The following is a 24,095-nucleotide window of genomic DNA, read 5'->3' on the forward strand; positions in this document are numbered from 1 at the left end:
GCAGCTTGATGCGCGCTCGCATGTCGAGCGGGTGGAGCTCAATCCGCCTGCGCACATGGCCGCCGCTACAACCTGCTTGCGCTCGAGTCTCCGTGCGCGAAACTGCTCCCGCGAGCAACCGGTACTGCTTCGCTGTCAGACGCGCTCCACGACCAGCGCCAGCCCCTGCCCCACGCCGACGCACATGGTCGCCAGACCGAGACGGCCACCGGTTTTCTCCAATTGATGGACTGCCGTCAGCACCAGTCGCGCGCCGCTCATGCCCAGTGGATGGCCGAGGGCGATGGCACCGCCGTTGGGGTTCACCTTCGGGCTGTCGTCGGGCAGGCCGAGGTCGCGGGTCACGGCCAACCCTTGCGCGGCAAAGGCTTCGTTGAGTTCGATCACGTCAAAATCACTCACGGCGATGTTCAGCCGCTCGCACAGCTTGCGCACCGCCGGCACCGGGCCGTAACCCATGATGCATGGTGCGACACCTGCGCTGGCCATGCCGAGCACCTTGGCGCGCGGCTTGAGTCCGTACTTCTGCACGGCTTCGGGGCTGGCGAGAATCATTGCCGCAGCACCATCGTTGACGCCCGAGGCGTTGCCGGCGGTGACGGTCTTGTCCGGGCCGTTGACCGGCTTGAGCTTGGCCAGTGCCTCGGCGGTGGTGTCGGCGCGCGGGTGCTCGTCAGTGTCGACAACCGTTTCGCCTTTCTTGCCCCTGATCACCACCGGGACGATTTCCTCGGCAAAGAAGCCGGCTTGCTGCGCGGCCGCGGCTCGCTGTTGGCTGCGCAGGGCAAAGGCATCCTGATCGGCACGGCCGACCTGCCATTCATCGGCGACGTTGTCGGCCGTCTGCGGCATGGCGTCGACGCCGTAGAGCTCCTTCATCTTCGGGTTGATAAAGCGCCAGCCGATGGTGGTGTCCTCGATTTTCTGGGTGCGACCGAAGGCCGTATCAGCCTTGCCCATCACGTAGGGCGCCCGGGACATCGACTCGACGCCCCCGGCAATCGCCAGCTCCAGCTCGCCGCTGGCGATGGCACGGAAGGCGGTGCCGACCGCGTCCATGCCCGAGGCGCAGAGGCGGTTGAGCGTCACGCCCGGAACCGTCTCCGGCAGACCGGCGAGCAGCAAAGCCATGCGCGCGACGTTGCGGTTATCCTCGCCGGCCTGGTTGGCGCTGCCCATGAAGACCTCATCGACCGCTGCCGGGTCAAGGCCCGGGTTGCGCTCGAGCAATGCACGCAGCGGAATCGCCGCCAGATCGTCGGCGCGCACTGCAGCCAGCGCACCGCCGAAGCGGCCGATGGGCGTGCGCACGGCATCACAGATAAATACGTCGCGACTCATTCCTCACCTCCCAACTGACCATGAGCAGCAGCCGTGCGTGCTTCCAGGGCGCGCAGCGCCTCCAGCTCCTCGGCACGTGGCGCCTCGGTTACGGCCACATTGTCGGCAAAGCGGATCTGCCAACCGGTGTTCTCGATCACCTGCTCACGCGCAACGCCCGGGTGCAGCGAAGTGACCACGAATTCATTGGTGCCTTCTTCCGGCTCCATGATGCACAGATCGGTGATGATCGCCACCGGGCCTGCCCCTGGCAGACCGAGCTGCTTGCGGTGCTCACCGCCCTCGCCATGCCCGACCGAGGTGATGAAGGCGAGCTTTTCGACGAAGGTGCGATGGGACTGCTTGAGGATGATCAGCACCTTCTTCGCACTGCCGGCGATTTCCGGCGCACCACCGGCACCCGGCAAACGCACCTTGGGCTTGTGATAGTCGCCGATCACCGTGGTGTTGATATTGCCGTACTTGTCCACCTGCGCAGCACCGAGAAAGCCGACGTCGATGCGTCCGCCCTGCAGCCAGTAGCGAAAGATTTCGCCAGTGGGCACCACGGTGTCGGCGGTTTCGGCCAGTTCGCCATCGCCGATGGACAGTGGCAGCACCGACGGCTTGGCGCCGATCGGGCCGGATTCGTAGATCAGCACCACTTCCGGTGCATGGGTCAGGCGGGCCAGATTGGCGGCTTTGGACGGCAGGCCGATGCCGACGAAACACACGCTGCCGTTGCCCAGATTGCGCGCCGCGGCCACCGTCATCATTTCGTTGGTGCTGTAGTCATTGCCGAGGTGAGCGCTCATCAGTTGGCCTCCTGCTGCTGGGCAATCTTCGCGCGGTAGGCGGCGAAATCGGTGGTGCCGCGAATGTGGGTATCAATCCAGGCGGTGAACGCGTCGCGGTCACGGGCGATCGGGTCCCAAGCCTGGTAGAAACGGTTGTCGCGCTCGTAGTAACCATGCGCGTAGGACGGATGAGCGCCGCCTGGCACCAGGCACACGGCGGTCAGCGCCCAGGTCGGCAGCACGCAGGCATTCATCGGTGCTTGGAGGTCATCGACGATTTCCTCTACGGTGACGATGCAACGCTTCGCCGCCAATGCCGCTTCCTTCTGCACGCCGAGGATGCCGCGAATCAGCACGTTGCCCTTGCGATCTGCCCTCTGCGCGTGGATGACGGTGACGTCCGGACGCACGCTCGGCACGGCGGCCAGCACCTCACCGGTGAAGGGACAGGTAACCGACTTGATCAGCGGGTTGACCTTCGGCAGATCGGAGCCTGCGTAGGCACGCAGCACCGCAAATGGCAGACCGGAAGCTCCGGCGACATAGGCATTGGCGAGATCCGCGTGGCTGTGTTCCTCGATCTCCAGGGCCCGCGGCCAGCCCTTCTCCACCGCATCGCGCAGGCGATGCAGCGAACCGACACCAGGATTGCCACCCCAGGAAAAGATCAATTTCTTCGCACAGCCGGCGCCGATAAGCAGGTCATAAACCAGGTCGGGCGTCATGCGCACCAGCGTCAGGTCCTGCTTGTTCTGGCGGACGATCTCATGAGCGGCAGCCGTGGGGATCAGGTGAGTAAAGCCTTCCAGCGCGACGGTGTCGCCGTTCTGGACAAAACGCTCGACGGCTTCGCGGAGCATGAGGAGTTCAGCCATGAGTCGGATCTCGTATTGTTTTCGTACGCCGAATGCGTTGGGAAAACGTTAACGGTCCGATCACCGAGTCACAATCCGATAATCGACATACCGTTCGATAATCGAACAGTATGCTCAGTTGGAACCCACTCCAGTTGCGGCTCGCTTCGCGGGCTAGACGGGCTATGGCGCAATCGCCGCAACCTGTCTTTGACTGGCCTGAACGGGGCTTCCGCCATCGCATTTGATCAGTGGAACAACCGCGTGCTGAGTTCTCGGCTGGCTTCGAGCAGTACCGGCAAGAAGCGGGTTTCCAGTTCCTGGCGTGATACTCGCCCAGCGTGGGTGCCGACGTTCAGCGCGGCCAACACCTGGCCCGCGGAATCCTTGAGCGGAACGGCCAACGAGCGCAGCCCCATCTCCAGTTCCTGATCGATGACCACCCAACCCTGCCGGCGAATCTCGGCGATGTTCTCGCGCAACGCCTCTGGGCTATGCAAGGTTCGACTGGTTTTTACCTGCAGGTCAGCGCGGCCCAGGTAGTCGTCGAGCGCTGCGTCATCCAGCGCTGCCAGCAGGATGCGGCCCATCGACGTGCAATACGCCGGCAGTCGACTGCCCACCGACAGGTCAACCGAGATCAATCGCCGTGGCGTGGCCGAGCGCGCCACATAGAGCACTTCGTCACCTTCAAGGGTTGCCATCGAACAGGCCTCGTGAAGCTGCTCGCTAAGACGGTCGAGGATCGGCTGTGCAGTCACCGCCAGCGGCGTCGACGACAGGTAGGCATGACCGAGTGTCAGCACCTTGGGCAGCAGCGAATAGGTGCGTCCATCGGTGGTGACGTAACCCAGCTTCATCAGCGTATGCAGGCAGCGACGCACGGCGGCGCGGGGAATTTCCGTGCGATGGCTGATCTGCGCAATGGTCAGGTGACGCTTGCGCTCCTGAAACGCATGGATTACCGCCAGTCCGCGCGCCAGCGAGGTCATGAAGTTGGGATCGCCGGTCAGCGCCTCGATGCGCTTGGCAGGCGAAGCAACAATGGGTGGCGCCATTGATGGCTGAAGAACACGCGGATCATCGGTCATGGCAGAACACCCCAGGTTGCTGACAGTGGGGCGATTATCGATACAGCGGCCGATAATCGCCAGCACGCATCCAGCTGAGGCCCACAGGCGCCCATCTGCACCACCTACCCGCTCCGCTATCAGGCCGAACCGAGCCGGACGGCGGGCGTCTATTGAACAGGTTGCCGAAGCGGCAACGTACTCATGGCGCAATGGAGGATGGTGGATGAACGTAACCCGCGGAGTGATCTGGCTGGCACGCAGCGGCTACGCGGCACGGGGCGTGGTGTACGTGATCATTGGATTTTTCGCCATCATGGCCGCGATTGGCGCAGGAAAGACGGTAGATACCAAAGGCGCAGTCCAGCAACTGCTCGGCCAACCCTTCGGCAGCGTGCTGCTCTGGCTGGTGGTGATCGGCCTGCTGGCGCACGTGGCGTGGCGGCTGACGCAGGGCATCGGCGATACCGATAGGCACGGTCACGATGCCAAAGGGCTGCTGATTCGCACCGGGCTGGTGAGTAGCGGTGCGGTGAACCTGCTGCTCGCACTGTTCACCCTGAGCCTGCTGGTGAGCGGGCTGGATCGTTTCTCCGAGGCCGGCGGTGGTTCGGGTGGCGAAAGCACCGATAGCCTGATGCGCGTTCTCGGCCTCAAACACTCCCACTGGCTGATCTGGACGATCGCGCTTATTCCACTAGGGGTTGGCATTGCGCACCTGATCAAGGCCTGGCGCGCGCATTTCGAACGCTACTTCCAGTGCGATGAACGCACCATGCGTCTGGTCCGTCCCGTTTCCCGCGTTGGGCTGGCTGCTCGGGGCTGTTCCTTCCTGATTATCGCCGGGCTGCTGTTCATGGGCGGCAGCCGCTACGAGCCCACCGATCCACCCGGCCTCAAAGAAGCACTGGAAGCCCTGCAGGGTCTGCCCGCAGGCGGGGTGCTACTGCTGGCGATTGGTGTCGGCATGCTCGCCTTCGCCGTGTACAGCTTCGCGGAAGCGCGCTGGCGGCGGATCGACCTTTCCGAAGTGACGGATTGAAGCCTGGCGGCCGAAGAGATAGCCAAGTAGAGACGATGCGCTGAGCGGACTGGCGAAGGCGCCGTGCAGGTCGAGCAGCAACGCTCGACCTGCACTGTCTGATCACCCGGCGTGATAATCCGCGTCGGCTTCCTCGAAGCGCTTGACGATGCTCGGGGCCGGCTCGGCGCCCAGCTTGCTTACCACGACGATGGCGATGCTGGCGAGGATAAAGCCCGGAATGATTTCGTACAGCCCAAGGCCAATGAACTCCTTCCACACCACCACGGTGACCGCACCGACCAGCATGCCGACCAGCGCGCCGTTGCGGGTCATGCGCTTCCACAGCAGCGAGATCAGCACGACCGGGCCGAACGCCGCGCCGAAGCCGGCCCAGGCGTAGGACACCAGGCCCAGCACCTTGCTGTCCGGGTTGGAAGCGATGCCGATGGCGATCAGTGCGATCAACAACACCATGCCGCGGCCGACCCAGACCAGCTCGGTCTGCGAGGCGTTCTTGCGCAGCATGGCCTTGTAAAAGTCTTGCGTCAGCGCACTGGAGCTGACCAGCAGCTGCGCGCTGAGGGTGCTCATAACCGCTGCCAGAACACCGGAGAGGATGATGCCCGCAACCCAGGGGTTGAACAGGATTTTCACCAGCTCCATGAACACCCGCTCGCCGTTCTGGCTGACCGCACCAGCCTGCTCAGGATGATCGGCGAAGTAGGCGATGCCGAGAAAACCCACCGCGACGGCGCCCGCCAGGGTCAGGATCATCCAGGTCATGCCGATGCGGCGGGCGTTGGGGATGGTCTTGATCGAGTCGGCGGCCATGAAGCGCACCAGGATATGCGGCTGGCCGAAATAGCCCAGGCCCCAGGCCAGCAGCGAGACGATCGCGACGAAGGACAGCCCGCGGAACATGTCGAAGTTGGCTGGGTTCTGCGCTTCGATGGTGGCCATCACGGTGCCCATGTCGCCCAGGGCCAGGATGACGAACACCGGGGTGATCAGCAGCGCGAAGATCATCAGCGTCGCCTGCACGGTGTCGGTCCAGCTCACCGCCAGGAAGCCGCCGATGAACACATAGAGGATGGTCGCGGCCGCACCGACCCACAGGGCGTATTCGTAGGGCATGCCGAAAGTGGACTCGAACAGCCGCGCACCGGCGACCACGCCCGACGCGCAGTAGATGGTGAAGAACACCAGAATCACCAGCGCGGAGAAGATCCGCAGCATGCGGCTCTCGTCCTCGAAGCGATGCGAGAAATAGTCGGGCAGCGTGAGGGCGTTGTGGTTGTGCTCGGTGTGCACGCGCAGCCGCCCGGCGACGAAGATCCAGTTGAGCCAGGCGCCGACGATCAGGCCAATGGCGATCCAGCTTTCCGACAGGCCGGCGACGAAGATCGCGCCAGGCAGGCCCAGCAGCAGCCAGCCGCTCATGTCCGAGGCACCGGCCGACAGCGCCGTGACGAAGCTGCCGAGGCTGCGACCGCCGAGGATGTAGTCGGAGAAATTCTTGGTAGCGCGATAGGCGATGAAGCCGATCAGGATCATCGCCGCGATGTAGATCACGAAGGTGATCAGAGTGGGAGTGCTGACGTTCATGGGACTTGTTTTCCTTGTTGGTCCTGACGTTCCGCCACAGCCCGGGATGCGACCGGCACCCGCAACGGAGCAATCGAGGGGCGCAAGGATAGCGCGTCGCTGACATCCGCGCCCGTGACTGCCGGCTCTTCATTGTCAGGGTCTGGCCTCTGCAAACGAAAAAAGGGTCGGCAACCGGTGCCGACCCTTGCGCCGTGGCAATCAGCCTTATCAGAACGCCAGACGCATGCCTACGGTCAGGTTACGTCCGGGCAGCAACACGTCGTCCTTGATGAAGGACGTGTGCTGGCGGGCTTTCTCATCCAGCAGGTTATTGGCCTTGAGGTAGAGCAGGTAGTTCGTCTGGTTCAGCGAGCCGCTGTAACCCAGGCTGGCACCGAGCATGTTGTAGCCACCAGTTTCGCTTTCGTAATCGGCCAGCTCGTCCTGACGCTGCACGCGATAGAACTCCAGCTGACCGTTGAGCGCCGGCGTGAAGCTCTGATCCAGCCGCACGCCTAGGCGATCGGCCGGGATGCGCGGCAGGTCGCCGCCACCGTCGCGCAACTTGCCGCGCACGTGATCACCAAAGAGGGTGAAGGCGGTGGCATCGGTTGCCTGGAAGCGCACCTCCCCTTCGGCGCCGGTGAGCACGGCATCCTGCTGGCGATACTCGATCTCGCGGTAGCCGCCACCAATGTCGTTACCGGTGTCGGCGGCATAGATGAAGTCATCCACCTCGTTGCGGAAAACGCTGAGGCTGAAGGTCGTGCGGCCGGCGAACTTGCGCAGGGTGATCTCGGCGTTGTGCGAGGTTTCCTCTTCCAGGTCGACATTACCCAGCTCGACGGTGCGGGTCGCCGCATGCGGGCCGTTGGCGTAAAGCTCTTCTGCGCTGGGCAGGCGTTGCGAACGGGTCAGCGAAAAGCCCAGCGAGTACTGCGGGGCGAAGGTCCAGACCGCACCGGCGGACATCGAAGTGCCGCTGTGGTCGGTATCCGGACGGCCATCGGCATCGATGTCCTGCCATTCGTGACGCAGGCCGAGCTCGTAGCGCCAGGCGCCGGCGGTGTATTCCTCCAGCAGGAACAGACCGTGGTTACGGGTCAGCGTCTGCGGCACGTAGGCCTCTTCGCCAAGGGCTTCGAAGTCGCGACGCAGGGTCTGCGCGCCGACCACACCGCGCCAGCCGAACAGCGGCTGATGGGTCAGTTCCAGGCGTGCGTCGGTAGCGTCGTTGTTGAAGCGGGTGCCCACTTCGCCGCCTTCGATTTCCTTGTGCTGGTAGTCGCTGTGGCCGATGCGCAGCCGCGCCAGTTCGAAGCCCGGCAGCGGGTCGCTCAGCTCGCCGCGCAGGTCCCAGCGCTTCTGGCGCATGTCGACATAGGGCACGCTGCCATGTTCGTCATGATCATGGTCGTCGTCATCGTCGTGGTCATCATGGCCACCACAGTGCCAGTCGCTGCCGTGGGTGTGGCAATCGGCGTGCTCATGGGCCAGCAGCCCGTAGCGGTTGTTCTGCTCACCGTAGGCGGCGCCGATGAAGCCGCGCTCGCCAATGAAGCTGGCACCCAGATTGAAGCTGTCGGTGTCGTTGTAGGAGCCTTCCTGCTTTTTCGGCGAACCGGGGATTTCATAGGGATCGGCCTGGCGCTTGGTGCCTTCGGCACGCACGGCGAAATTGCCGCTGCCGGCGGTGATACCGAACACCCCTGCCCCTTCGTTGGCGACGCTGTTGGCGCGCAGCTCCAGCTCGCCTTCGTAGCCCTTCTCCGGGACGCGAGTGGGGATCTTCTTGTCGATCACGTTGACCACACCGCCGATAGCGCCGCCGCCGTAGAGCAGGGTCGCCGGTCCCTTGAGCACCTCGATGCGCTCGGCCAGCAGCGGCTCGCTGGTCACCGCGTGGTCGGGGCTGATGGTAGAAGCATCGAGCAACTCCACGCCATCGCTCAGCACCTTGACCCGGGCGCCATCCAGCCCGCGAATCACCGGACGCGCCGCACCGGCACCGAAACTGCTGGAGCGTACGCCGGGCACGCTTTCCAGGGTTTCACCCAGCGTCGCCTCGCGACGCAGCACCAGTTCATCTCCCTCCATCACGGCAGCCGGCGTGGTCATCTCATGGCTCTGCTTGGCCAGGCCGCTGGCGCTGACCACCACGGATTGCAGTTCGACCGGTTCGACGGCCCAGGCAGACGGAATCAGGGCCAGGCTGATCGCCCAGGCCAGGGGATGACGCTTCAGTTTCATGTGACTCTCCAGACAGTGGCGGTTGCCTTCCGAGGCAACCGAAGACGACTGTGCGCCGCCCCCGCTCGCGAGGGCCGGCTTCGCGGGGCGAGAATCTAACATGTTATATCGTAACGTTTAAGTCTGTTTTTCCTGTATCAAGCACAACGGATTCGCCCTGTTCGTGGTCGACATGGAAACGCCGTGCGAACCGCGCGCGGCTTTGGCACCGCTTCGGGAGACAGATCATGACCGTAGACATCGACACCACCACCGGTACCTGCTGCGTGGTCATCAACGGCAATACACACCGCAGCGCCCTGATGGACGTACGCATCACCACCGATCCACAAGCACGGATGTCGGTGATGAACATCGACGGCACCAGCATCCATGTACCGGAAGATGAAGCCGAACACCTGATCGCGGCGGGTGCGGTGGACGACCGCTCCAACCTGGTAGCGGACGACTAATACGGCGACCGGAAAAGCAAAACCCCGGCTAGCCGGGGTTCTGGTTGCGCAAGGTGATGGCCTACGCCGGCCAGGCGTTCAAGGTGCAAATGATCCTGCCGCGGTCAATGCACCCTGCCCTTCTTAGCCCGCGTGATAATCCGCGTCCGCTTCCTCGAAGCGCTTGACGATGCTCGGGGCCGGTTCGGCGCCCAGCTTGCTCACCACGAGGATGGCAATGCTGGCGAGGATGAAGCCCGGAATGATTTCGTACAGCCCAAGGCCAATGAACTCCTTCCACACCACCACGGTGACCGCACCGACCAGCATGCCAACCAAGGCACCGTTACGGGTCATGCGCTTCCACAGCAGCGAGATCAGCACCACCGGACCGAACGCCGCGCCGAAGCCGGCCCAGGCGTAGGACACCAGGCCCAACACCTTGCTGTCGGGGTTGGAGGCGATGCCGATGGCGATCAGTGCGATCAACAGCACCATGCCGCGGCCGACCCAGACCAGTTCGGACTGGGAGGCGTTCTTTCGCAGCATCGCCTTGTAGAAGTCCTGAGTCAGTGCGCTGGAGCTGACCAAGAGCTGCGCACTGAGCGTACTCATCACCGCGGCCAGTACGCCGGAAAGGATGATGCCGGCCACCCAGGGATTGAACAGAATCTTCACCAGCTCCATGAACACGCGTTCACCGTTCTGGGTGACCGCACCAGCCTGATCCGGGTGGTCGGCGAAGTAGGCGATGCCGAGGAAACCAACGGCGACGGCGCCCGCCAGGGTCAGGATCATCCAGGTCATGCCGATGCGGCGGGCGTTGGGGATGGTCTTGATCGAGTCGGCGGCCATGAAACGCACCAGGATATGCGGCTGGCCGAAATAGCCCAGGCCCCAGGCCAGCAGCGAGACGATCGCGACAAAGGACAGCCCGCGGAACATGTCGAAGTTGGCTGGGTTCTGCGCTTCGATAGTGGCCATCACGGTGCCCATGTCGCCCAGGGCGAGGATGACGAACACCGGGGTGATCAGCAGCGCGAAGATCATCAGCGTCGCCTGCACGGTGTCGGTCCAGCTCACCGCCAGGAAGCCGCCGATGAACACATAGAGGATGGTCGCGGCCGCACCGACCCACAGCGCGTACTCGTAGGGCATGCCAAAGGTGGATTCGAACAGCCGCGCGCCGGCCACCACGCCCGACGCGCAGTAGATGGTGAAGAACACCAGAATCACCAGCGCGGAGAAGATCCGCAGCATGCGGCTCTCGTCCTCGAAGCGATGCGAGAAATAGTCGGGCAGCGTGAGGGCGTTGTGGTTGTGCTCGGTGTGCACACGCAGACGCCCGGCGACGAAGATCCAGTTGAGCCAGGCGCCGACGATCAGGCCAATGGCGATCCAGCTTTCCGAGAGGCCGGCGACGAAGATCGCGCCGGGCAGCCCCATCAGCAGCCAGCCGCTCATGTCCGAGGCGCCGGCCGACAGCGCCGTGACGAAGCTGCCGAGGCTGCGACCGCCGAGGATGTAGTCGGAGAAGTTCTTGGTGGCGCGGTAGGCGATGAAACCGATCAGGATCATCGCCGCGATGTAGATCAGAAAGGTGATCAGCGTGGGTGTACTGATGCTCATGTGTGTCCCTCGTTAGTTGTTGTTTGGCGCAACGCGAGCGGACCCGCGCCTCACCTTGGCAGAGGGCGATGGCGAAAAGGCCATCACCTGTGACAGGCCCAACCCGGGCCCGTCAGTGGCGGAAGAGCGTCCGCCGACTGTCCAATTTTTGTTGTGTTCGGCAGCCTTAAGCCGCCGTTTTCACTGGGTGGATGGCCGAGACCATAACCACCCATTAAAAGCATTGCCTCAGGTCGGGCCTCCTACAAAAGCTGCCGGCGTACACCGCACCGCTGTGGGAGGCGCGCCCTCGCGGCGATTGCAGGCCGCAGGCCTGCCGCGACGTTCAATCGTCTCCAAGCGACAGCAGCGAGGCGTTGCCGCCCACCGCAGTGGTGTTGGTGGAGGTGGTGCGCTCGTTGGCGAAACGCAGCAGATAGCTGGGACCACCCGCCTTCGGGCCAGTGCCCGACAGGCCACAGCCGCCGAACGGCTGCACCCCGACCACGGCACCAATCTGGTTGCGGTTGACGTAGAGGTTACCGACCCGCGCCAGTTGCTCGATGCGCGCCGCGGTTTCCTCGTTGCGGCTGTGCACGCCGAGGGTCAGGCCGTAGCCGGTGCCGTTGATCGCCGCGACGACTTTTTCCAGGTCAGCCGCGTCGTAGCGCACCACGTGCAGCACGGGGCCGAACTGCTCCTTCTTGAGCTGGTGAATGCCGTCGATCTCGAAGGCTACCGGCGCCACGAAATGACCGTTCAGACCAGCCGGCACTGTCGCCTCGGCGATCAGGCGCCCTTCGCTCTTGAGCTGCTGGATATGCGCCAGCAGGCCTTCGCGGGCCTCCTGATCGATCACCGGACCGATGTCGTTCTCGCGCAGATGGGTCGGGCCGACCCTGAGCTCGGCCATGGCGCCCTTGAGCAACTCGATCACCCGGTCGGCGATATCACGCTGCACGTAGAGCACGCGCAAGGCCGAACAACGCTGGCCGGCACTGGTGAAGGCGGAGCCGACGGCATCCTTGATCACCTGCTCGGGCAGTGCCGTGGAGTCGACGATCATCGCGTTCTGTCCGCCGGTCTCGGCGATCAGCGTGGCGATCGGGCCTTCCTTCTCGGCCAGCTGGCGGTTGATGATGCGCGCCGTGTCGGTCGAACCGGTGAAGCACACGCCGACCACCCGCGGATCGCGACAGAACACACCGCCCAGGGTGGCGCCGTCGCCCGGCAGGAAGGCGATCGCTTCCTTCGGCAGACCGGCTTCGAACATCAGTTCAAGCGCACGCGCAGCGATGAGGCTGGTCTGCTCGGCCGGCTTGGCCAGCACGGTGTTGCCGGCCACCAGTGCCGCGGTGATCTGGCCGAGGTAGATCGCCAGCGGGAAGTTCCACGGGCTGACGCAGACGAACACGCCGCGGCCTTCATGGAACAGCTCGTTGCGCTCGCCAGTCGGGCCCTTGAGCTCCTCACGGCCGAGCTTCTGCCGCGCCTGCTGTGCGTAGTAACGGCAGAAATCCACCGCCTCGCGTACTTCGTCGATGCCATCCTGCAGCGACTTGCCGGCTTCCACCGTACACAGCGCCATCAGCTCGGCACGGTGTTTTTCCAGCAGATCGCCGAGACGCTCAAGCACCGCCGCGCGGCTCTCCACGGGTGTCGCGTTCCAGGTCGGCCAGTAGGCGGCCAGCCGCTCGACCGCCTGGCGTGCCTGCTCGGCGCTGGCGAACTGGGCCTGGCCGACGACCTTGTTCAGGTCATAGGGGCAGCGTACCTCGGACGGCGTACCGGCAAGGGTCCGGCCGCTGATGACCGGTGCGGCTTGCCATTGGCGCTCGAGGAAGGGCTGATAGGCGCTGGCCAGTTCGGTCCACTGATTCTGGATGTTCATGTTGATCCCTTGGGAGTTCTTGCGGTTGCCGAACAGCGCCGGCGGCAGCGGAATGCGCGGGTTGCCCGGCGCGGCGAATCTGCGCAGCTGGGTGACCGGGTGATCGATCAGCGATTCGACCGGCACGCGCGGGTCGACCAGCTGGTGAACGAACGACGAATTGGCACCGTTCTCCAGCAGGCGACGCACGAGATAGGGCAGCAGATCCTTGTGCGCGCCGACCGGGGCGTAGATGCGTACGTTGCGGGCGTACTTCTCGATCACCGTGTCGTACAGGGCATCGCCCATACCGTGCAGGCGCTGGAACTCGAACTCGCGCGGCTGCGAGGTTTCCTCGGCCATGGCCAGGATGCAGCTGACGGTGTGCGCGTTGTGGCTGGCGAACTGCGGGTAGATCACCCCACGGGTGTGCTCGGACAACAGGTAGCGCGCACAGGCGAGGTAGGAGGTGTCGGTGCCTTCCTTGCGCGTGTAGACGGGGTAGCCGTCCAGGCCCTGAACCTGGCACTGCTTGATCTCGCTATCCCAGTAGGCGCCCTTTACCAGCCGTAGCGGAATGCGTTCGCCAAGCTCGCGGCCGAGCAGCGTCAGCCAGACCAGCACCGGCAGGCAGCGCTTGGAGTACGCCTGGATCACCAGACCGAACTCGCCCCAGCCGGCGATGGCCGGGTCACGCAGGAGCTTTTCGTACAGCTCCAGTGACAGCTCGAGGCGATCGGCCTCTTCGGCATCGATGGTGATACCGACGTTCAACCGCCGCGCCAGCACGGCCAGTTCGCGCACACTGCCAAACAGCTCGGTGAGCACGCGTTCGCGCTGGGCGACTTCGTAGCGCGGATGCAGTGCGGACAACTTGATCGACACCGATGGCCGCGGGCCCTTGCCGACCTGCGGCTCGGCGCCGACGGTCTCCACGGCCTGACGGTAGTCGGCCATGTACTTGGCGGCGTCTTCGGCAGTCAGTGCCGCCTCACCGAGCATGTCGAAGGAATAGGTGTAGCCCTTCTCGCGCTCGGGACGGCCGTTCTTCAGCGCTTCGGCGATGGTCCGGCCAAGCACGAACTGCTTGCCCATCAGCTTCATCGCCTGGTTCATCGCACCGCGGATCACCGGTTCGCCGGAGCGTTTGAGCAGGCGACCGATGACGTTCTTCGGCCGGCCATCGGCGGTTTCCGGATCGACCACCTTGCCGGTCATCACCAGCCCCCAGGCGGCAAAGTTGACCAGCACGTTGTCGCTCTGGCCGAGGTGGCGTTCCCATTCGGCGGCGTTGAGCTTGTCGCGGATCAGCGCGGCGGCGGTGGCGGCATCCGGCACCCGCAGCAGCGCTTCGGCCAGACACATCAGCATCAGCCCTTCCTGGGTATCCAGGCTGTACTGGCGCAGCAGCGCATCGAGGGTGTCGACGGCATTGTCACGCCCGCGCACCGCCTCGATCAGGCTGCGCGCTCGCTCGCGAATGGCGGCAATGCCAGCCTCGCCGGGATCGGCAAGCTGCAGCAGTTCGGTGAGATATTGCGCCTCGTCAACGGCGTAGTTGGCGCTGATGGCGGGGAAGAATTCCGCGGCTTTCTGGTTGGCGAAGGCGCCTTCCAGCACGTGACCGGCCTTGAACATGCGCCGCTCCTCTTGTGATTGTGTCTGCTTATAGGTCTAGTCCACGGCCAGGCTGATGGTGCAGCACAAGACGAAGAGCCAGGTCGGGAGACGGAATGTAGGGGCAGCGTGACGCGACGTTCTTGCGCAAAACTACGGAAGTTTTACGAAAAACTACGAAAGCCGGGTGCGGAAACGCGGCGGTAATAAAAGCGCACCAGGATGGCGCAGGAATATGCGCCCGATAGCTGAAGAGCCCGCAAACAGGGCGATCAGGAGAACGCTCAGGAGTCGGACTTGCGCAATCCGCGAGGGGTCAAACCGAGGTAGCGGCGGGTCGCCGTGGTCAGTGCGCTCTGACTGGAGAAGCCGCACTCCTCGGCAATCCGTACCAGTGGCAGGGGCGTTTCGCGCAGCAGGCGGGCGGCACGGTCGAGGCGGGTCTTGAGCAGGTACTGGTGCGGCGTAAGGCCGACGCAATCCTTGAACTGGGCGTGGAAGTGGCTGGGGCTGAGGCAGACCACCTGGGCCAGCTCGGCGACGGTGATGCGCCGCGCCAGATTGTCCTGAATATGGTTGTCCAGCCGTTGCAGATCGAGCGGCCCGGTCGGGCGTTGCACGGACTCGCCGAACAGTCGCAAGTGCAACGCCCGCAACAACACGCCGCCCAGCGCTCGGGCCAGTAGCGGGTCGCTGCCGTAGCGCGCCAGCTCGGCACCGGCGTAGGCCAGCAGGTTCTGGAAATCGGCATCCAGCGCTGGATAGCGCGGCGCTTCGAACAGCCGGGCCAGCAGCTCCGGGTCTTCGGTGCCGACATCCTGCTCGTCGAGATCGATGATCAGCATGCGGTTGTCGCCCATGCCGGCGAAACCATGATCGGCATCACCCGGCACCAGACAGGCGCGCATCCGACAGACTTCGCCGCCCGTGCCGTTGACCTCGAATTCCGCGCGCCCAGAAAGCGACATCACCAGCTGGTGATAGTCGTGGGCGTGCTGATGAGTCTGGTCATCCAGGCGAAGCAGACGGGCGTTGAGCATGATGGGCACCTGTGCGTGCAAGCACTGTACCGAAGCCGGCTTAACGTGCCCACCCCTGGCTGACGGGATTGAAATCATCGGAACCACCACCCATCTAAGTTGCACGTATTCGCAACGGGTGCCGCATGAACGACGACGTCAATCAGGATCATATCGAGCAGGAAATCATCTCCTCCAACGGTCTCGTACTGCCCGATCAACAGCAACCGGACAAGCTCTACATCATCCCGGTGCACAACCGTCCTTTCTTCCCGGCTCAGGTTCTGCCGGTGATCGTCAACGAAGATCCCTGGGCCGAGACGCTGGAACGCGTGGCCAAGACGCCGCATCAGCGCGTGGCATTGTTCTTCGTCGACTCGCCTGTGCTGGATATGGCCACCTTCGATCCGGACAGCCTGCCGGAACACGGCACCATGGTCCGCGTGCACCACGCCTCGCAGGAAGGTGGCAAGCTGCAGTTCGTCGCCCAGGGCCTGGCGCGGGTGCGCATCCGCGGCTGGCTGCGGCGCAAACCACCGTACCTGGTGGAAGTCGACTATCCGAAGAGCGACGAGGACCCGCGCGACGAGGTGAAGGCCTACGGCATGGCGCTGATCAATGCGATCAAGGAGCTGCTGCCACTCAATCCTCTGTACAGCGAGGAACTGAAGAATTACCTCAATCGCTTCAGCCCCAACGACCCGTCGCCGCTGACCGACTTCGCCGCCGCGCTGACCACCGCGCCGGGCGTCGAACTGCAGGAAGTGCTGGACACCGTGCCGGTGCTCAAGCGCATGGAAAAAGTGCTGCCGCTGCTGCGCAAGGAAGTCGAGGTCGGCAAGCTGCAGAAGGAACTGACCGGCGAGGTCAATCGCAAGATCGGCGAGCGCCAGCGCGAATTCTTCCTCAAAGAGCAGCTGAAGATCATCCAGCGTGAACTGGGGATCACCAAGGACGACAAGAGCGCCGACGCCGACGAGTTCCGCGCCCGCCTGGAGGGCAAGGTGGTGCCACCGGCCGCGCAGAAGCGCATCGACGAGGAACTGAACAAGCTGTCGATCCTCGAGACCGGCTCGCCGGAATACGCCGTCACCCGCAACTACCTGGACTGGGCCACCGCCCTGCCCTGGGGTGTGTTCGGCCAGGACAAGCTCGACCTCAAGCGCGCGCGCAAGGTGCTGGACAAACACCACGCCGGCCTCGATGACATCAAGAACCGCATTCTCGAGTTTCTCGCCGTCGGCGCATTCAAGGGCGAGATTGCCGGTTCCATCGTGCTACTGGTCGGCCCGCCGGGCGTGGGCAAGACCAGCATCGGCAAGTCCATCGCCGAATCCCTGGGGCGGCCGTTCTATCGCTTCTCGGTAGGCGGTATGCGCGATGAGGCGGAGATCAAGGGCCACCGCCGCACCTACATCGGCGCCCTGCCCGGCAAGCTGGTGCAGGCGCTCAAGGACGTCGAGGTTATGAACCCGGTGATCATGCTCGACGAGATCGACAAGCTCAGCAGCAGCTACCAGGGCGATCCGGCCTCGGCGCTGCTGGAGACGCTGGACCCCGAGCAGAACGTCGAATTCCTCGACCACTATCTGGATCTGCGCCTGGACCTGTCCAAGGTGCTGTTCGTCTGCACGGCGAATACCCTCGACTCGATTCCCGGCCCGCTGCTCGATCGCATGGAGGTGATCCGCCTGTCCGGCTACATCGCCGAGGAAAAGCTGGCCATCGCCAAGCGCCACCTGTGGCCCAAGCTGCTGGACAAGACCGGCGTGCCCAAGCAGCGCCTGGCCATCAGCGACAGCGCCATGAAAGCGGTGATCGAGGGCTATGCCCGCGAGGCCGGCGTGCGCCAGCTGGAAAAGCAGCTCGGCAAGCTGGTGCGCAAGGCAGTGGTAAAACTACTTGAAGACCCGCAAGCGGTGCTGAAAATCACGCCGAAAGACCTGGAAAGCTATCTCGGCAAACCGGTGTTCCGCAGCGAGCAGGTGCTCTCCGGCGTCGGCGTGATCACCGGCCTCGCCTGGACCAGCATGGGCGGCGCCACCCTGCCGATCGAGGCCACGCGCATCCATACGCTGAACCGCGGCTTCAAGCTCACCGGCAAGCTCGGTGACGTGATGAAGGAATCGGCAGAGATCGCCTACAGCTACGTGACCTCGAACCTGAAGACGTTCAAGGGCGACCCGCAGTTCTTCGATCAGGCCTTCGTGCACCTGCACGTACCGGAAGGCGCCACGCCCAAGGACGGCCCCAGCGCCGGCATCACCATGGCCAGCGCGCTGCTGTCGCTGGCGCGCAACCAGCCGCCGAAAAAAGGCGTGGCCATGACTGGCGAGCTGACGCTGACCGGCCACGTGCTGCCGATCGGCGGAGTACGCGAAAAGGTAATCGCAGCGCGGCGGCAGAAGATCTTCGAGCTGATCCTTCCGGAAGCGAACCGCGGCGACTTCGAAGAGTTGCCCGACTACCTCAAGGAAGGCCTGACGGTGCACTTCGCCAAGCGTTTCGCCGACGTGGCCAAAGTGCTGTTCTGAAGGCAACGCCAGGCAAGCGGTACTTGCCTGGCGATCACCACCGGCCGATAGAGCATTCGAAGCCTCGGCTGCAGGGACTCTAGGCTTGGGCTGAAGCACCGGGACGGCTATCCTCTTCGCAACCAATCCGACCGGTGCCGCTCCATGCTCTTCGTTCGTCGCGCGTTACTGCCCGCCGCCGCACTGCTGCTCAGCGCCTGTGCACAGCAAACGCCCAACACCCTTACGCTGGATAACCATGCCCGCAGCTGCCAGCCCATGCAGCTGAGCCAGGGCCAGGAATTCAACCTGCGCTTGCCGAGCAACCCGACTACCGGCTTCCGCTGGTCACTCCGTTCCGATGGTGCGCCTCAGTTGAAACTGCTCGGCCCGGAGGTCTACACCGTTCCAGAGAAAGCCGGTGTGGTGGGTGGCGCCGGGGTGTCGACCTGGCGATTCCGCGCAGCCAGCAGCGGCGATACAACTCTGGCACTCGAGTACGCGAGGCCATGGGAACAGGATGTCGCCCCGGCTCAGCGATTCGACTGCCGCATCCGGGTGAAATAACCGCTATCAACTGGCCAGATCCCCGGCGTCACGGCTGAAAATCGCCTATACCGATTACAGGGGCGAAGTAGTCGGGGGGAACGGTCATGGACGGCTTCAGGATGTGTCTGCTCTGTTGTGCACTGCCAATACTGGCCAGTGGTTGCGGCAACCTGCTACCCAGCGAGCGCGCCGAGGTCAGCTCCAGCTTCCGCGACTATCTGGACGCCGAGACCAGCTTCGCCCGCGCCATTCCGGGCAGCACAACCCGCGCCGAGCTGTTTCAACTGGGCTTCGACCCACAGCATGGCGGCAATGGGCGCGTCCTCTCGTTTCTGGATGTGAGGCAGCTGTTCGTCCAACCGAACATACCCATTGAATACCTGCCGGACAGTCTGCTGACCTGTCTGCAGGCCAAGGACCGCTGCAATGGTTACGCCTTCGAATATACCCAGACCGATAGCCAGCGCGTCGGCAGCTTCTGGGCGGACGTACTCAACTTCCGCAAGAACCGCCAGGTGCAGGGCTGGAACCTGCGTGCGGTGTTCGTGCTGGTAGACGACACGCTGGTGCACAAGGTCAGCAATGGTGAGCCGCAGATTCGACGCTATCAGGTCCAGCGCAACCCGCTGGGGCCACTGCAGGGCGCCGGCGAATTTCTTTCCGACCAGCTGAAATAAGCAAACCTGGCGCGCACTTGGGCTAAAATACGCGCCTTTTTGCTTCGCTGGAACGCAGCTGTGACGCAACTTCCCGACCGAATCTATGCCACCCCGCAGGCGCAGATCGCCGACTTCGTGTTCAACGAGGACGTGGTGCGGGTGTTTCCCGACATGATCAAGCGCTCCGTTCCCGGCTATCCGACGATTGTCGAAAACATCGGGGTGATCGCTGCTCAATTCGCACAACCGGATACCCACCTGTACGATCTCGGCTGCTCGCTGGGCGCGGTAACCCAGGCGCTACGCCGTCACGTGACAGCCAACAACTGCCAGGTGATCGCGGTGGACAACTCCGCGGCGATGGTCGAGCGCTGCCGCGAGTACCTGCACGCGCAGGATTCGATGTTCCAGGAGCTGCTGCCGGTCGAGGTTATCGAAGGCGACATCCTGGCGCTGGAGTTCCGGCCAAGCTCACTGGTGGCGCTGAACTTCACCCTGCAGTTCATCGCACCGGAACAGCGCCCGGCGCTGCTCAGCCGCATTCGTCAGGCACTGGTGCCCGGTGGCGCGCTGATCCTGTCGGAAAAGCTTCGCTTCGAAGATGAAGACGAGCAACAGTTGCAGACCGACCTGCACATCGCCTTCAAGCGCGCCAATGGCTACAGCGAACTGGAAATCGCCCAGAAGCGCAGCGCCATCGAAAACGTGATGAAGCCCGACAGCCTGGAAACCCATCGCCAACGGCTACTGGATGCCGGCTTCTCCAAGGTCGTGCCCTGGTTCCAATGCCTCAACTTTGCCTCGCTGATCGCCCTGCCATGAATCTTGACCTGACTCCCCTCGCCTGGCGCCTGGCCGGCACCCCGCTGGCCGCCTGGGCCAACGGCGTTCAGCAGCAACTGGATGACAAACTCGCGGTCGGTCACGGTGATCTGCCGCGCTGGCGGCGCGCCGTCGACGCGCTGCCTGCGCTGGCGCCCGTGCAGGTCGAACTGCGTGACGGCTTCCGCCTCGACGCGACCTGTGACGACGCCACGCGCCAGGCCACCCACGATGCGCTGATGGGGCTCTCGCCGTGGCGCAAGGGTCCGTTCGACGTGTTCGACGTGCATGTCGATACCGAGTGGCGCTCGGACTGGAAGTGGGACCGGGTCGCGCCGCACCTGAACCTCGTCGGTAAACGTATCCTCGATGTCGGTTGCGGCAACGGCTACTACATGTGGCGCATGCTCGGTGCCGGCGCCGACAGCGTGGTCGGGGTCGACCCGAACTGGCTGTTCTTCTGCCAGTTTCATGCGATGAAGCGCTACCTGCAGGAGCTGCCGGTCTGGCATCTGCCCTTCGCACTGGAAGAGCTGCCGGCCAGGCTCGAAGGCTTCGAGACGGTATTTTCCATGGGCGTGCTCTATCACCGTCGCTCACCGGTCGATCATCTGCTCGACCTCAAGGATTGCCTGGTACGCGGCGGCGAGCTGGTGCTGGAGACGCTGGTGGTCGAGGGCGACGAGAACACCGCACTGGTGCCGGAAGACCGCTATGCGCAGATGCGCAACGTCTGGTTCCTGCCCTCGGTGAAGGCGCTGGAGCGCTGGTTGCGCCGCGCCGGCTTCGTTGACGTGCGCTGCGTCGACGTCAGCGTGACCAGCATTGAGGAGCAGCGCAGCACGGAGTGGATGCGTTACCAGTCGCTACCGGACTTTCTCGATCCGCAGGATCACGGCCGAACGGTCGAAGGCTTGCCAGCCCCCATGCGCGCGGTGTTACTGGCACGCAAGCCTTGACGGCCCGACTCTCCCTCAACGAGCGGGGCTTGTAGGGCTGCGCCGCTTGCGCCGCTGTGCTACCAACTGGCGCAACGGCGCTTGAGCCATTTCACCAAGCCGGCGCCGATCCAGATCCCGCGACATCAACTCGCGATCATCCAGCTTCAGCAGTTGTCGGTACAGCCGTCGCTGCCGCCAGGCGCTGAACCAGTCGTGCAGGCTACGCTGCAGGTCCAGCGGCCACATGGCGGGCATGTAGAAATCCGGCATCTGCGGCTCGGATTGTTGCCGTACACAGGTATCGCGTCGTTCACCAGGCATGCTCACCTCCGCTTCGCTCGCGGTGGCCACGGACTGTGACGCCACCGTTGACTACAGGATGAGCGGGCATCAGTCGTTCAAACAAACGACTAATATGAAAGCCTGTGTTCAAAAAAACTGAAGCCTTTCCTATGACCGAGCCGGTTGAGCAATCCACTACCTCCTCAACGCCGCTGCTTGAAAGCGATGTCTTGCGCACCTTCGTTGCCATCGCCGAAAGCGGCAGCTTCACCCGTGCGGCCGGGCAGGTCTATCGCAGTACCTCGGCCGTCAGCATGCAGATCAAGCGTCTTGAAGAAACCCTTGGGCGCTCCCTGTTCGTCCGCGAGGCGCGGCTGGTGCGCCTGACACCAGCCGGCGAGACGCTGCTTGGCTATGCCCGACGCCTGCTCAAGCTCAACGAAGAGGCCATCGCGCACTTCCTCCAGCCAGCGCTGCAGGGCCGCGTGCGCTTCGGAACGCCGGCGGATGTCGGGACGCGCATCCTGCCGGGCCTGCTGGCGCTGTTCGCTCGCAGCCACCCCGGAGTCGAAGTGGATGTGTCGGTCGCGCGCAGCATCGACATGATCGAGCGCATCGATGCAGGGGAACTGGACCTCGCCCTAGTCACCGTCGGCAACCTCGGACAGGACGACTCCAGAGGCGAGCCAGTACATAGTGAACCACTGGTATGGGCCGGCCGTAGCGGCGGTATTGCAGCGCTGCGCTCGCCGCTGCCCTTGGCCCTGGCCAGCCCCGATTGTGCCTGGCGCAGACAGGCACTGGATGCGCTCGATCGGATCGGTCGCCACTACCGCATCGCCTATTCGAGTGAGCAGACCTCCGGCCAGGAAGCGGCGATGATCGCCGACCTCGCAATCGCGCCCTACCCCGCGAGCCTGCTACGCCCTCCCCTGCAGTGTCTGGATGGGCAATACGGGCTACCGCAGTTGGGCGACTATCGGATCAATCTGCTGCGCGGCAGCAATAGGAGCGAAGCGGTCGACATCCTGGCAAAACAGGTGATCGCCGCGTTCGTCGAATATCGAAACCCGCGCGGCGGCCGTCGAGCCGAGCCAAACGAGGAGACGAGATGGCACGCTGGATGATCATCGCAGGCGCAGCGCTACTCTTGCTCGGCGTCGCGTGGCACTACTATCCATGGCTGTTGAACTGGTTCGGCCGGCTGCCCGGCGACATCCGCATCGAATCCGAACGCGGCCGGGTCTTCGTGCCGATTACCTCGATGGTGATCCTCAGCGTCCTGCTGACCGTGCTGGTCAACCTGTTCCGCCGCTGAGAGCGCTTCCGTTGAAGCGGGCCAGCCCGCCTATAACACCCGCACAGCAGAGCAACGCAAAGCTTGCCCATTGGGCGTCATCGCCGCGGAGGTGGAGGTGCTGCGCAGCTCTCCACCTCGGTACTTCACCCGCGTGCCGCCGCGCTGAGGATCAGATGCTTCATTTCCTTGACCGCCTGCTTGAAGCCGACGAACAGCGCATGAGCGACGATGGCGTGGCCGATGTTCAGCTCATTGACACCACGGATGGCGGCGATGGCCTCGGCGTTGTGGTAATGCAGGCCATGACCGGCATTGACGATCAGCCCATGGCTGAGGCCGGCTTCGACGCCGTCACGAATGCGGGCCAGCTCGCAGGCCCGCTCGGCCACGCTGTGGGCATCGGCATAACGGCCGGTGTGCAGTTCGATGGCCGGTGCGCCGACACGCGCCGCCGCCTCGATCTGCCGCGGGTCGGCATCGATGAACAGCGAGACCTCCGCACCGCAGCCACGTAGACGCTCGACGGCCTCGCGAATGCGCGCTTCCTGCCCGAGCACATCCAGCCCGCCCTCGGTAGTCAGCTCCTGACGCGTTTCCGGGACCAGGCAGACGTGTTCCGGACGCAGTTGCTCGGCGAACGCGAGCATCGCCTCGGTGACGCCCATCTCGAAGTTCATCCGCGTCTGCAGGGCGTCTTTCATCATTAGCACATCGCGTTCCTGGATATGCCGGCGGTCTTCGCGCAGGTGCACCGTGATGCCGTCTGCGCCGGCCTCCTCGGCATCCAGCGCGGCCTTGACCGGGTCCGGATAACGAGTGCCGCGGGCCTGACGCAGAGTAGCGACGTGGTCGACGTTGACGCCGAGCAGGATTCGATTGGCTTCAGTCACGCGGGGCCTCCTTCAGATTCATGAACAATTCGCGGCTGACCAGCGGTCGACCGCCCAGATGGGGTGCCAGAGCCTGGCGCATCAGACGCTTGGCCGCGGCGAGCGCCCCAGGCACCTGCCAATCGGCCTCGGCCATGGCCAATAGCTCCGCACCGTTGAACAGCCCCGGCTGAAACCCGCCGACCGGCTCCAAGCCGGCGTCTGGCAGCAAGCGGTACAGTCGCTGAGGGTCGATAGGCTGGCCAGAAAGATCCAGATCGAGGGCGAAACCATAGCCCAACTCGCTGAGCAGCCGCCATTCGAAGGCACGCAGCAACGGCTCCAGCGGTCGGTGCGCGGCCAAGGCTGACAGTGTCGCAACGTAATGGTCGAACAAAGAGGGATGCGCGTCTTCGGCAGGCAGCAGGCGGATCAGCAATTCGTTGAGGTACATGCCACTGAATAGCGCCTGGCCATCGAGCCAATGCGATGGGCCGGCGCTTTCCAGGCGGGCAACGCTCTTCAGTTCGGATTTGCCACGCAGCTCGACTTCCAGCGATACGAAGGGACGAATCAGGCTGCCGGCCTTGCCTCGCGCCGCACGCATGACGGCGCGCAGCCGGCCCTGTGGTGTGAACAGGTCGACCAGCGCGCTGCTTTCCTTGTACGGGCGACTGTGCAGAACGAACGCAGGTTGGTGCATGACAGGCCAG

At 64.0% G+C, this 24,095-nt stretch carries 21 protein-coding genes; 9 read left to right on the top strand and 12 right to left on the bottom strand.

What is annotated here, in order from left to right:
- Positions 1-135: 135 nt before the first annotated feature.
- From pcaF to UIB01_RS15565, 4 genes are all read right to left on the bottom strand, one after another.
- Positions 136-1,341 (bottom strand): 3-oxoadipyl-CoA thiolase, encoded by a 1,206-nt coding sequence (gene pcaF / locus UIB01_RS15550; protein ID WP_038662386.1) that lies wholly within the window; start codon positions 1,339-1,341, stop codon positions 136-138.
- Positions 1,338-2,135 carry a CoA-transferase subunit beta gene (locus tag UIB01_RS15555; RefSeq protein ID WP_038662389.1) on the bottom strand — a complete coding sequence of 266 codons (798 nt, stop codon included), beginning with the start codon at positions 2,133-2,135 and terminating at the stop codon, positions 1,338-1,340. Before UIB01_RS15555 ends, pcaF begins: the two co-directional genes overlap by 4 nt.
- Positions 2,135-2,992, bottom strand: a complete 858-nt coding sequence (locus UIB01_RS15560; RefSeq protein ID WP_038662391.1) for a CoA transferase subunit A — start codon at positions 2,990-2,992, stop codon at positions 2,135-2,137. Before UIB01_RS15560 ends, UIB01_RS15555 begins: the two co-directional genes overlap by 1 nt.
- Positions 2,993-3,219: 227 nt before the next feature.
- Positions 3,220-4,062, bottom strand: coding sequence for an IclR family transcriptional regulator domain-containing protein (locus UIB01_RS15565; protein ID WP_038662394.1), 843 nt, complete (start codon positions 4,060-4,062; stop codon positions 3,220-3,222).
- A gap of 205 nt (positions 4,063-4,267) precedes the next feature.
- Here UIB01_RS15565 and UIB01_RS15570 point away from each other — a divergent pair, with 205 nt between their 5' ends.
- On the top strand, positions 4,268-5,083 hold the full coding sequence (locus tag UIB01_RS15570; RefSeq protein ID WP_038662397.1) for a DUF1206 domain-containing protein: 816 nt from the start codon (positions 4,268-4,270) through the stop codon (positions 5,081-5,083).
- 102 nt (positions 5,084-5,185) lie between these two features.
- On the opposite strand, the gene putP (UIB01_RS15575) is transcribed toward UIB01_RS15570, so the two are convergent.
- Positions 5,186-6,670 (bottom strand): sodium/proline symporter PutP, encoded by a 1,485-nt coding sequence (putP, locus tag UIB01_RS15575; protein ID WP_038662400.1) that lies wholly within the window; start codon positions 6,668-6,670, stop codon positions 5,186-5,188.
- Positions 6,671-6,880: 210 nt separating this feature from the next.
- A complete protein-coding gene (locus UIB01_RS15580) occupies positions 6,881-8,902 on the bottom strand; it encodes a TonB-dependent receptor (protein WP_038662403.1) in 2,022 nt (673 codons plus the stop codon).
- A 227-nt stretch (positions 8,903-9,129) separates the two neighbouring features.
- Between UIB01_RS15580 and UIB01_RS15585 the strand changes: the two genes are divergently transcribed.
- Positions 9,130-9,354: a DUF3203 family protein gene (locus UIB01_RS15585; RefSeq protein WP_038662406.1), complete on the top strand. Its 225-nt coding sequence runs from the start codon at positions 9,130-9,132 to the stop codon at positions 9,352-9,354.
- 123 nt (positions 9,355-9,477) lie between these two features.
- On the opposite strand, the gene putP (UIB01_RS15590) is transcribed toward UIB01_RS15585, so the two are convergent.
- The 3 genes from putP (UIB01_RS15590) to UIB01_RS15600 form a co-directional block, all read right to left on the bottom strand.
- On the bottom strand, positions 9,478-10,962 hold the full coding sequence (gene putP / locus UIB01_RS15590) for a sodium/proline symporter PutP (protein WP_038662408.1): 1,485 nt from the start codon (positions 10,960-10,962) through the stop codon (positions 9,478-9,480).
- 325 nt (positions 10,963-11,287) lie between these two features.
- A complete protein-coding gene (gene putA / locus UIB01_RS15595; RefSeq protein ID WP_038662410.1) occupies positions 11,288-14,449 on the bottom strand; it encodes a bifunctional proline dehydrogenase/L-glutamate gamma-semialdehyde dehydrogenase PutA in 3,162 nt (1,053 codons plus the stop codon).
- A gap of 263 nt (positions 14,450-14,712) precedes the next feature.
- Positions 14,713-15,468 (bottom strand): AraC family transcriptional regulator, encoded by a 756-nt coding sequence (locus tag UIB01_RS15600; RefSeq protein ID WP_038662413.1) that lies wholly within the window; start codon positions 15,466-15,468, stop codon positions 14,713-14,715.
- A 125-nt stretch (positions 15,469-15,593) separates the two neighbouring features.
- Here UIB01_RS15600 and lon point away from each other — a divergent pair, with 125 nt between their 5' ends.
- The 5 genes from lon to cmoB all read left to right on the top strand — a co-directional run bounded on the left by lon (position 15,594) and on the right by cmoB (position 20,949).
- Positions 15,594-17,981 carry an endopeptidase La gene (gene lon / locus UIB01_RS15605; protein ID WP_038662416.1) on the top strand — a complete coding sequence of 796 codons (2,388 nt, stop codon included), beginning with the start codon at positions 15,594-15,596 and terminating at the stop codon, positions 17,979-17,981.
- Positions 17,982-18,125: 144 nt separating this feature from the next.
- Positions 18,126-18,527, top strand: a complete 402-nt coding sequence (locus tag UIB01_RS15610) for a protease inhibitor I42 family protein (protein WP_038662418.1) — start codon at positions 18,126-18,128, stop codon at positions 18,525-18,527.
- 86 nt (positions 18,528-18,613) lie between these two features.
- Complete coding sequence (locus UIB01_RS15615) at positions 18,614-19,186, top strand: hypothetical protein (protein WP_038662421.1); 573 nt, start codon at positions 18,614-18,616, stop codon at positions 19,184-19,186.
- Positions 19,187-19,246: 60 nt separating this feature from the next.
- Positions 19,247-19,990 (top strand): carboxy-S-adenosyl-L-methionine synthase CmoA, encoded by a 744-nt coding sequence (gene cmoA / locus UIB01_RS15620; RefSeq protein WP_038662424.1) that lies wholly within the window; start codon positions 19,247-19,249, stop codon positions 19,988-19,990.
- Positions 19,987-20,949 carry a tRNA 5-methoxyuridine(34)/uridine 5-oxyacetic acid(34) synthase CmoB gene (cmoB, locus tag UIB01_RS15625; RefSeq protein WP_038662428.1) on the top strand — a complete coding sequence of 321 codons (963 nt, stop codon included), beginning with the start codon at positions 19,987-19,989 and terminating at the stop codon, positions 20,947-20,949. Before cmoA ends, cmoB begins: the two co-directional genes overlap by 4 nt.
- A 15-nt stretch (positions 20,950-20,964) precedes the next feature.
- On the opposite strand, the gene UIB01_RS15630 is transcribed toward cmoB, so the two are convergent.
- Positions 20,965-21,252, bottom strand: a complete 288-nt coding sequence (locus tag UIB01_RS15630) for a hypothetical protein (protein WP_180983581.1) — start codon at positions 21,250-21,252, stop codon at positions 20,965-20,967.
- Positions 21,253-21,383: 131 nt separating this feature from the next.
- On the opposite strand from UIB01_RS15630, the gene UIB01_RS15635 reads away from it, so the two are divergent.
- Both UIB01_RS15635 and UIB01_RS15640 read left to right on the top strand, forming a co-directional pair.
- On the top strand, positions 21,384-22,340 hold the full coding sequence (locus UIB01_RS15635; protein ID WP_038662431.1) for a LysR substrate-binding domain-containing protein: 957 nt from the start codon (positions 21,384-21,386) through the stop codon (positions 22,338-22,340).
- On the top strand, positions 22,325-22,531 hold the full coding sequence (locus UIB01_RS15640) for a DUF2905 domain-containing protein (RefSeq protein WP_038662434.1): 207 nt from the start codon (positions 22,325-22,327) through the stop codon (positions 22,529-22,531). The genes UIB01_RS15635 and UIB01_RS15640 overlap by 16 nt, the downstream gene beginning before the upstream one ends.
- 125 nt (positions 22,532-22,656) lie before the next feature.
- Here the strand turns inward: UIB01_RS15640 and pdxJ are convergent, their stop codons facing one another.
- Positions 22,657-23,403, bottom strand: coding sequence for a pyridoxine 5'-phosphate synthase (gene pdxJ / locus UIB01_RS15645; RefSeq protein WP_038662436.1), 747 nt, complete (start codon positions 23,401-23,403; stop codon positions 22,657-22,659).
- Entirely contained in the window at positions 23,396-24,085 is a 690-nt protein-coding gene (gene recO / locus UIB01_RS15650; protein ID WP_038662439.1) for a DNA repair protein RecO, read from the bottom strand. Before recO ends, pdxJ begins: the two co-directional genes overlap by 8 nt.
- Positions 24,086-24,095: the final 10 nt, after the last annotated feature.

The sequence above is a fragment of the Stutzerimonas decontaminans genome (assembly GCF_000661915.1).
Classification (GTDB): Bacteria; Pseudomonadota; Gammaproteobacteria; order Pseudomonadales; family Pseudomonadaceae; genus Stutzerimonas; species Stutzerimonas decontaminans.

Bases quoted from the DNA above. Each gene is read 5' to 3' on its own strand.
- pcaF (WP_038662386.1), bottom strand. From the start codon at position 1,341: ATGAGTCGCGACGTATTTATCTGTGATGCCGTGCGCACGCCCATCGGC.
- UIB01_RS15555 (WP_038662389.1), bottom strand. From the start codon at position 2,135: ATGAGCGCTCACCTCGGCAATGACTACAGCACCAACGAAATGATGACG.
- UIB01_RS15560 (WP_038662391.1), bottom strand. From the start codon at position 2,992: ATGGCTGAACTCCTCATGCTCCGCGAAGCCGTCGAGCGTTTTGTCCAG.
- UIB01_RS15565 (WP_038662394.1), bottom strand. From the start codon at position 4,062: ATGACCGATGATCCGCGTGTTCTTCAGCCATCAATGGCGCCACCCATT.
- UIB01_RS15570 (WP_038662397.1), top strand. From the start codon at position 4,268: ATGAACGTAACCCGCGGAGTGATCTGGCTGGCACGCAGCGGCTACGCG.
- putP (WP_038662400.1), bottom strand. From the start codon at position 6,670: ATGAACGTCAGCACTCCCACTCTGATCACCTTCGTGATCTACATCGCG.
- UIB01_RS15580 (WP_038662403.1), bottom strand. From the start codon at position 8,902: ATGAAACTGAAGCGTCATCCCCTGGCCTGGGCGATCAGCCTGGCCCTG.
- UIB01_RS15585 (WP_038662406.1), top strand. From the start codon at position 9,130: ATGACCGTAGACATCGACACCACCACCGGTACCTGCTGCGTGGTCATC.
- putP (WP_038662408.1), bottom strand. From the start codon at position 10,962: ATGAGCATCAGTACACCCACGCTGATCACCTTTCTGATCTACATCGCG.
- putA (WP_038662410.1), bottom strand. From the start codon at position 14,449: ATGTTCAAGGCCGGTCACGTGCTGGAAGGCGCCTTCGCCAACCAGAAA.
- UIB01_RS15600 (WP_038662413.1), bottom strand. From the start codon at position 15,468: ATGCTCAACGCCCGTCTGCTTCGCCTGGATGACCAGACTCATCAGCAC.
- lon (WP_038662416.1), top strand. From the start codon at position 15,594: ATGAACGACGACGTCAATCAGGATCATATCGAGCAGGAAATCATCTCC.
- UIB01_RS15610 (WP_038662418.1), top strand. From the start codon at position 18,126: ATGCTCTTCGTTCGTCGCGCGTTACTGCCCGCCGCCGCACTGCTGCTC.
- UIB01_RS15615 (WP_038662421.1), top strand. From the start codon at position 18,614: ATGGACGGCTTCAGGATGTGTCTGCTCTGTTGTGCACTGCCAATACTG.
- cmoB (WP_038662428.1), top strand. From the start codon at position 19,987: ATGAATCTTGACCTGACTCCCCTCGCCTGGCGCCTGGCCGGCACCCCG.
- UIB01_RS15630 (WP_180983581.1), bottom strand. From the start codon at position 21,252: ATGCCTGGTGAACGACGCGATACCTGTGTACGGCAACAATCCGAGCCG.
- UIB01_RS15635 (WP_038662431.1), top strand. From the start codon at position 21,384: ATGACCGAGCCGGTTGAGCAATCCACTACCTCCTCAACGCCGCTGCTT.
- UIB01_RS15640 (WP_038662434.1), top strand. From the start codon at position 22,325: ATGGCACGCTGGATGATCATCGCAGGCGCAGCGCTACTCTTGCTCGGC.
- recO (WP_038662439.1), bottom strand. From the start codon at position 24,085: ATGCACCAACCTGCGTTCGTTCTGCACAGTCGCCCGTACAAGGAAAGC.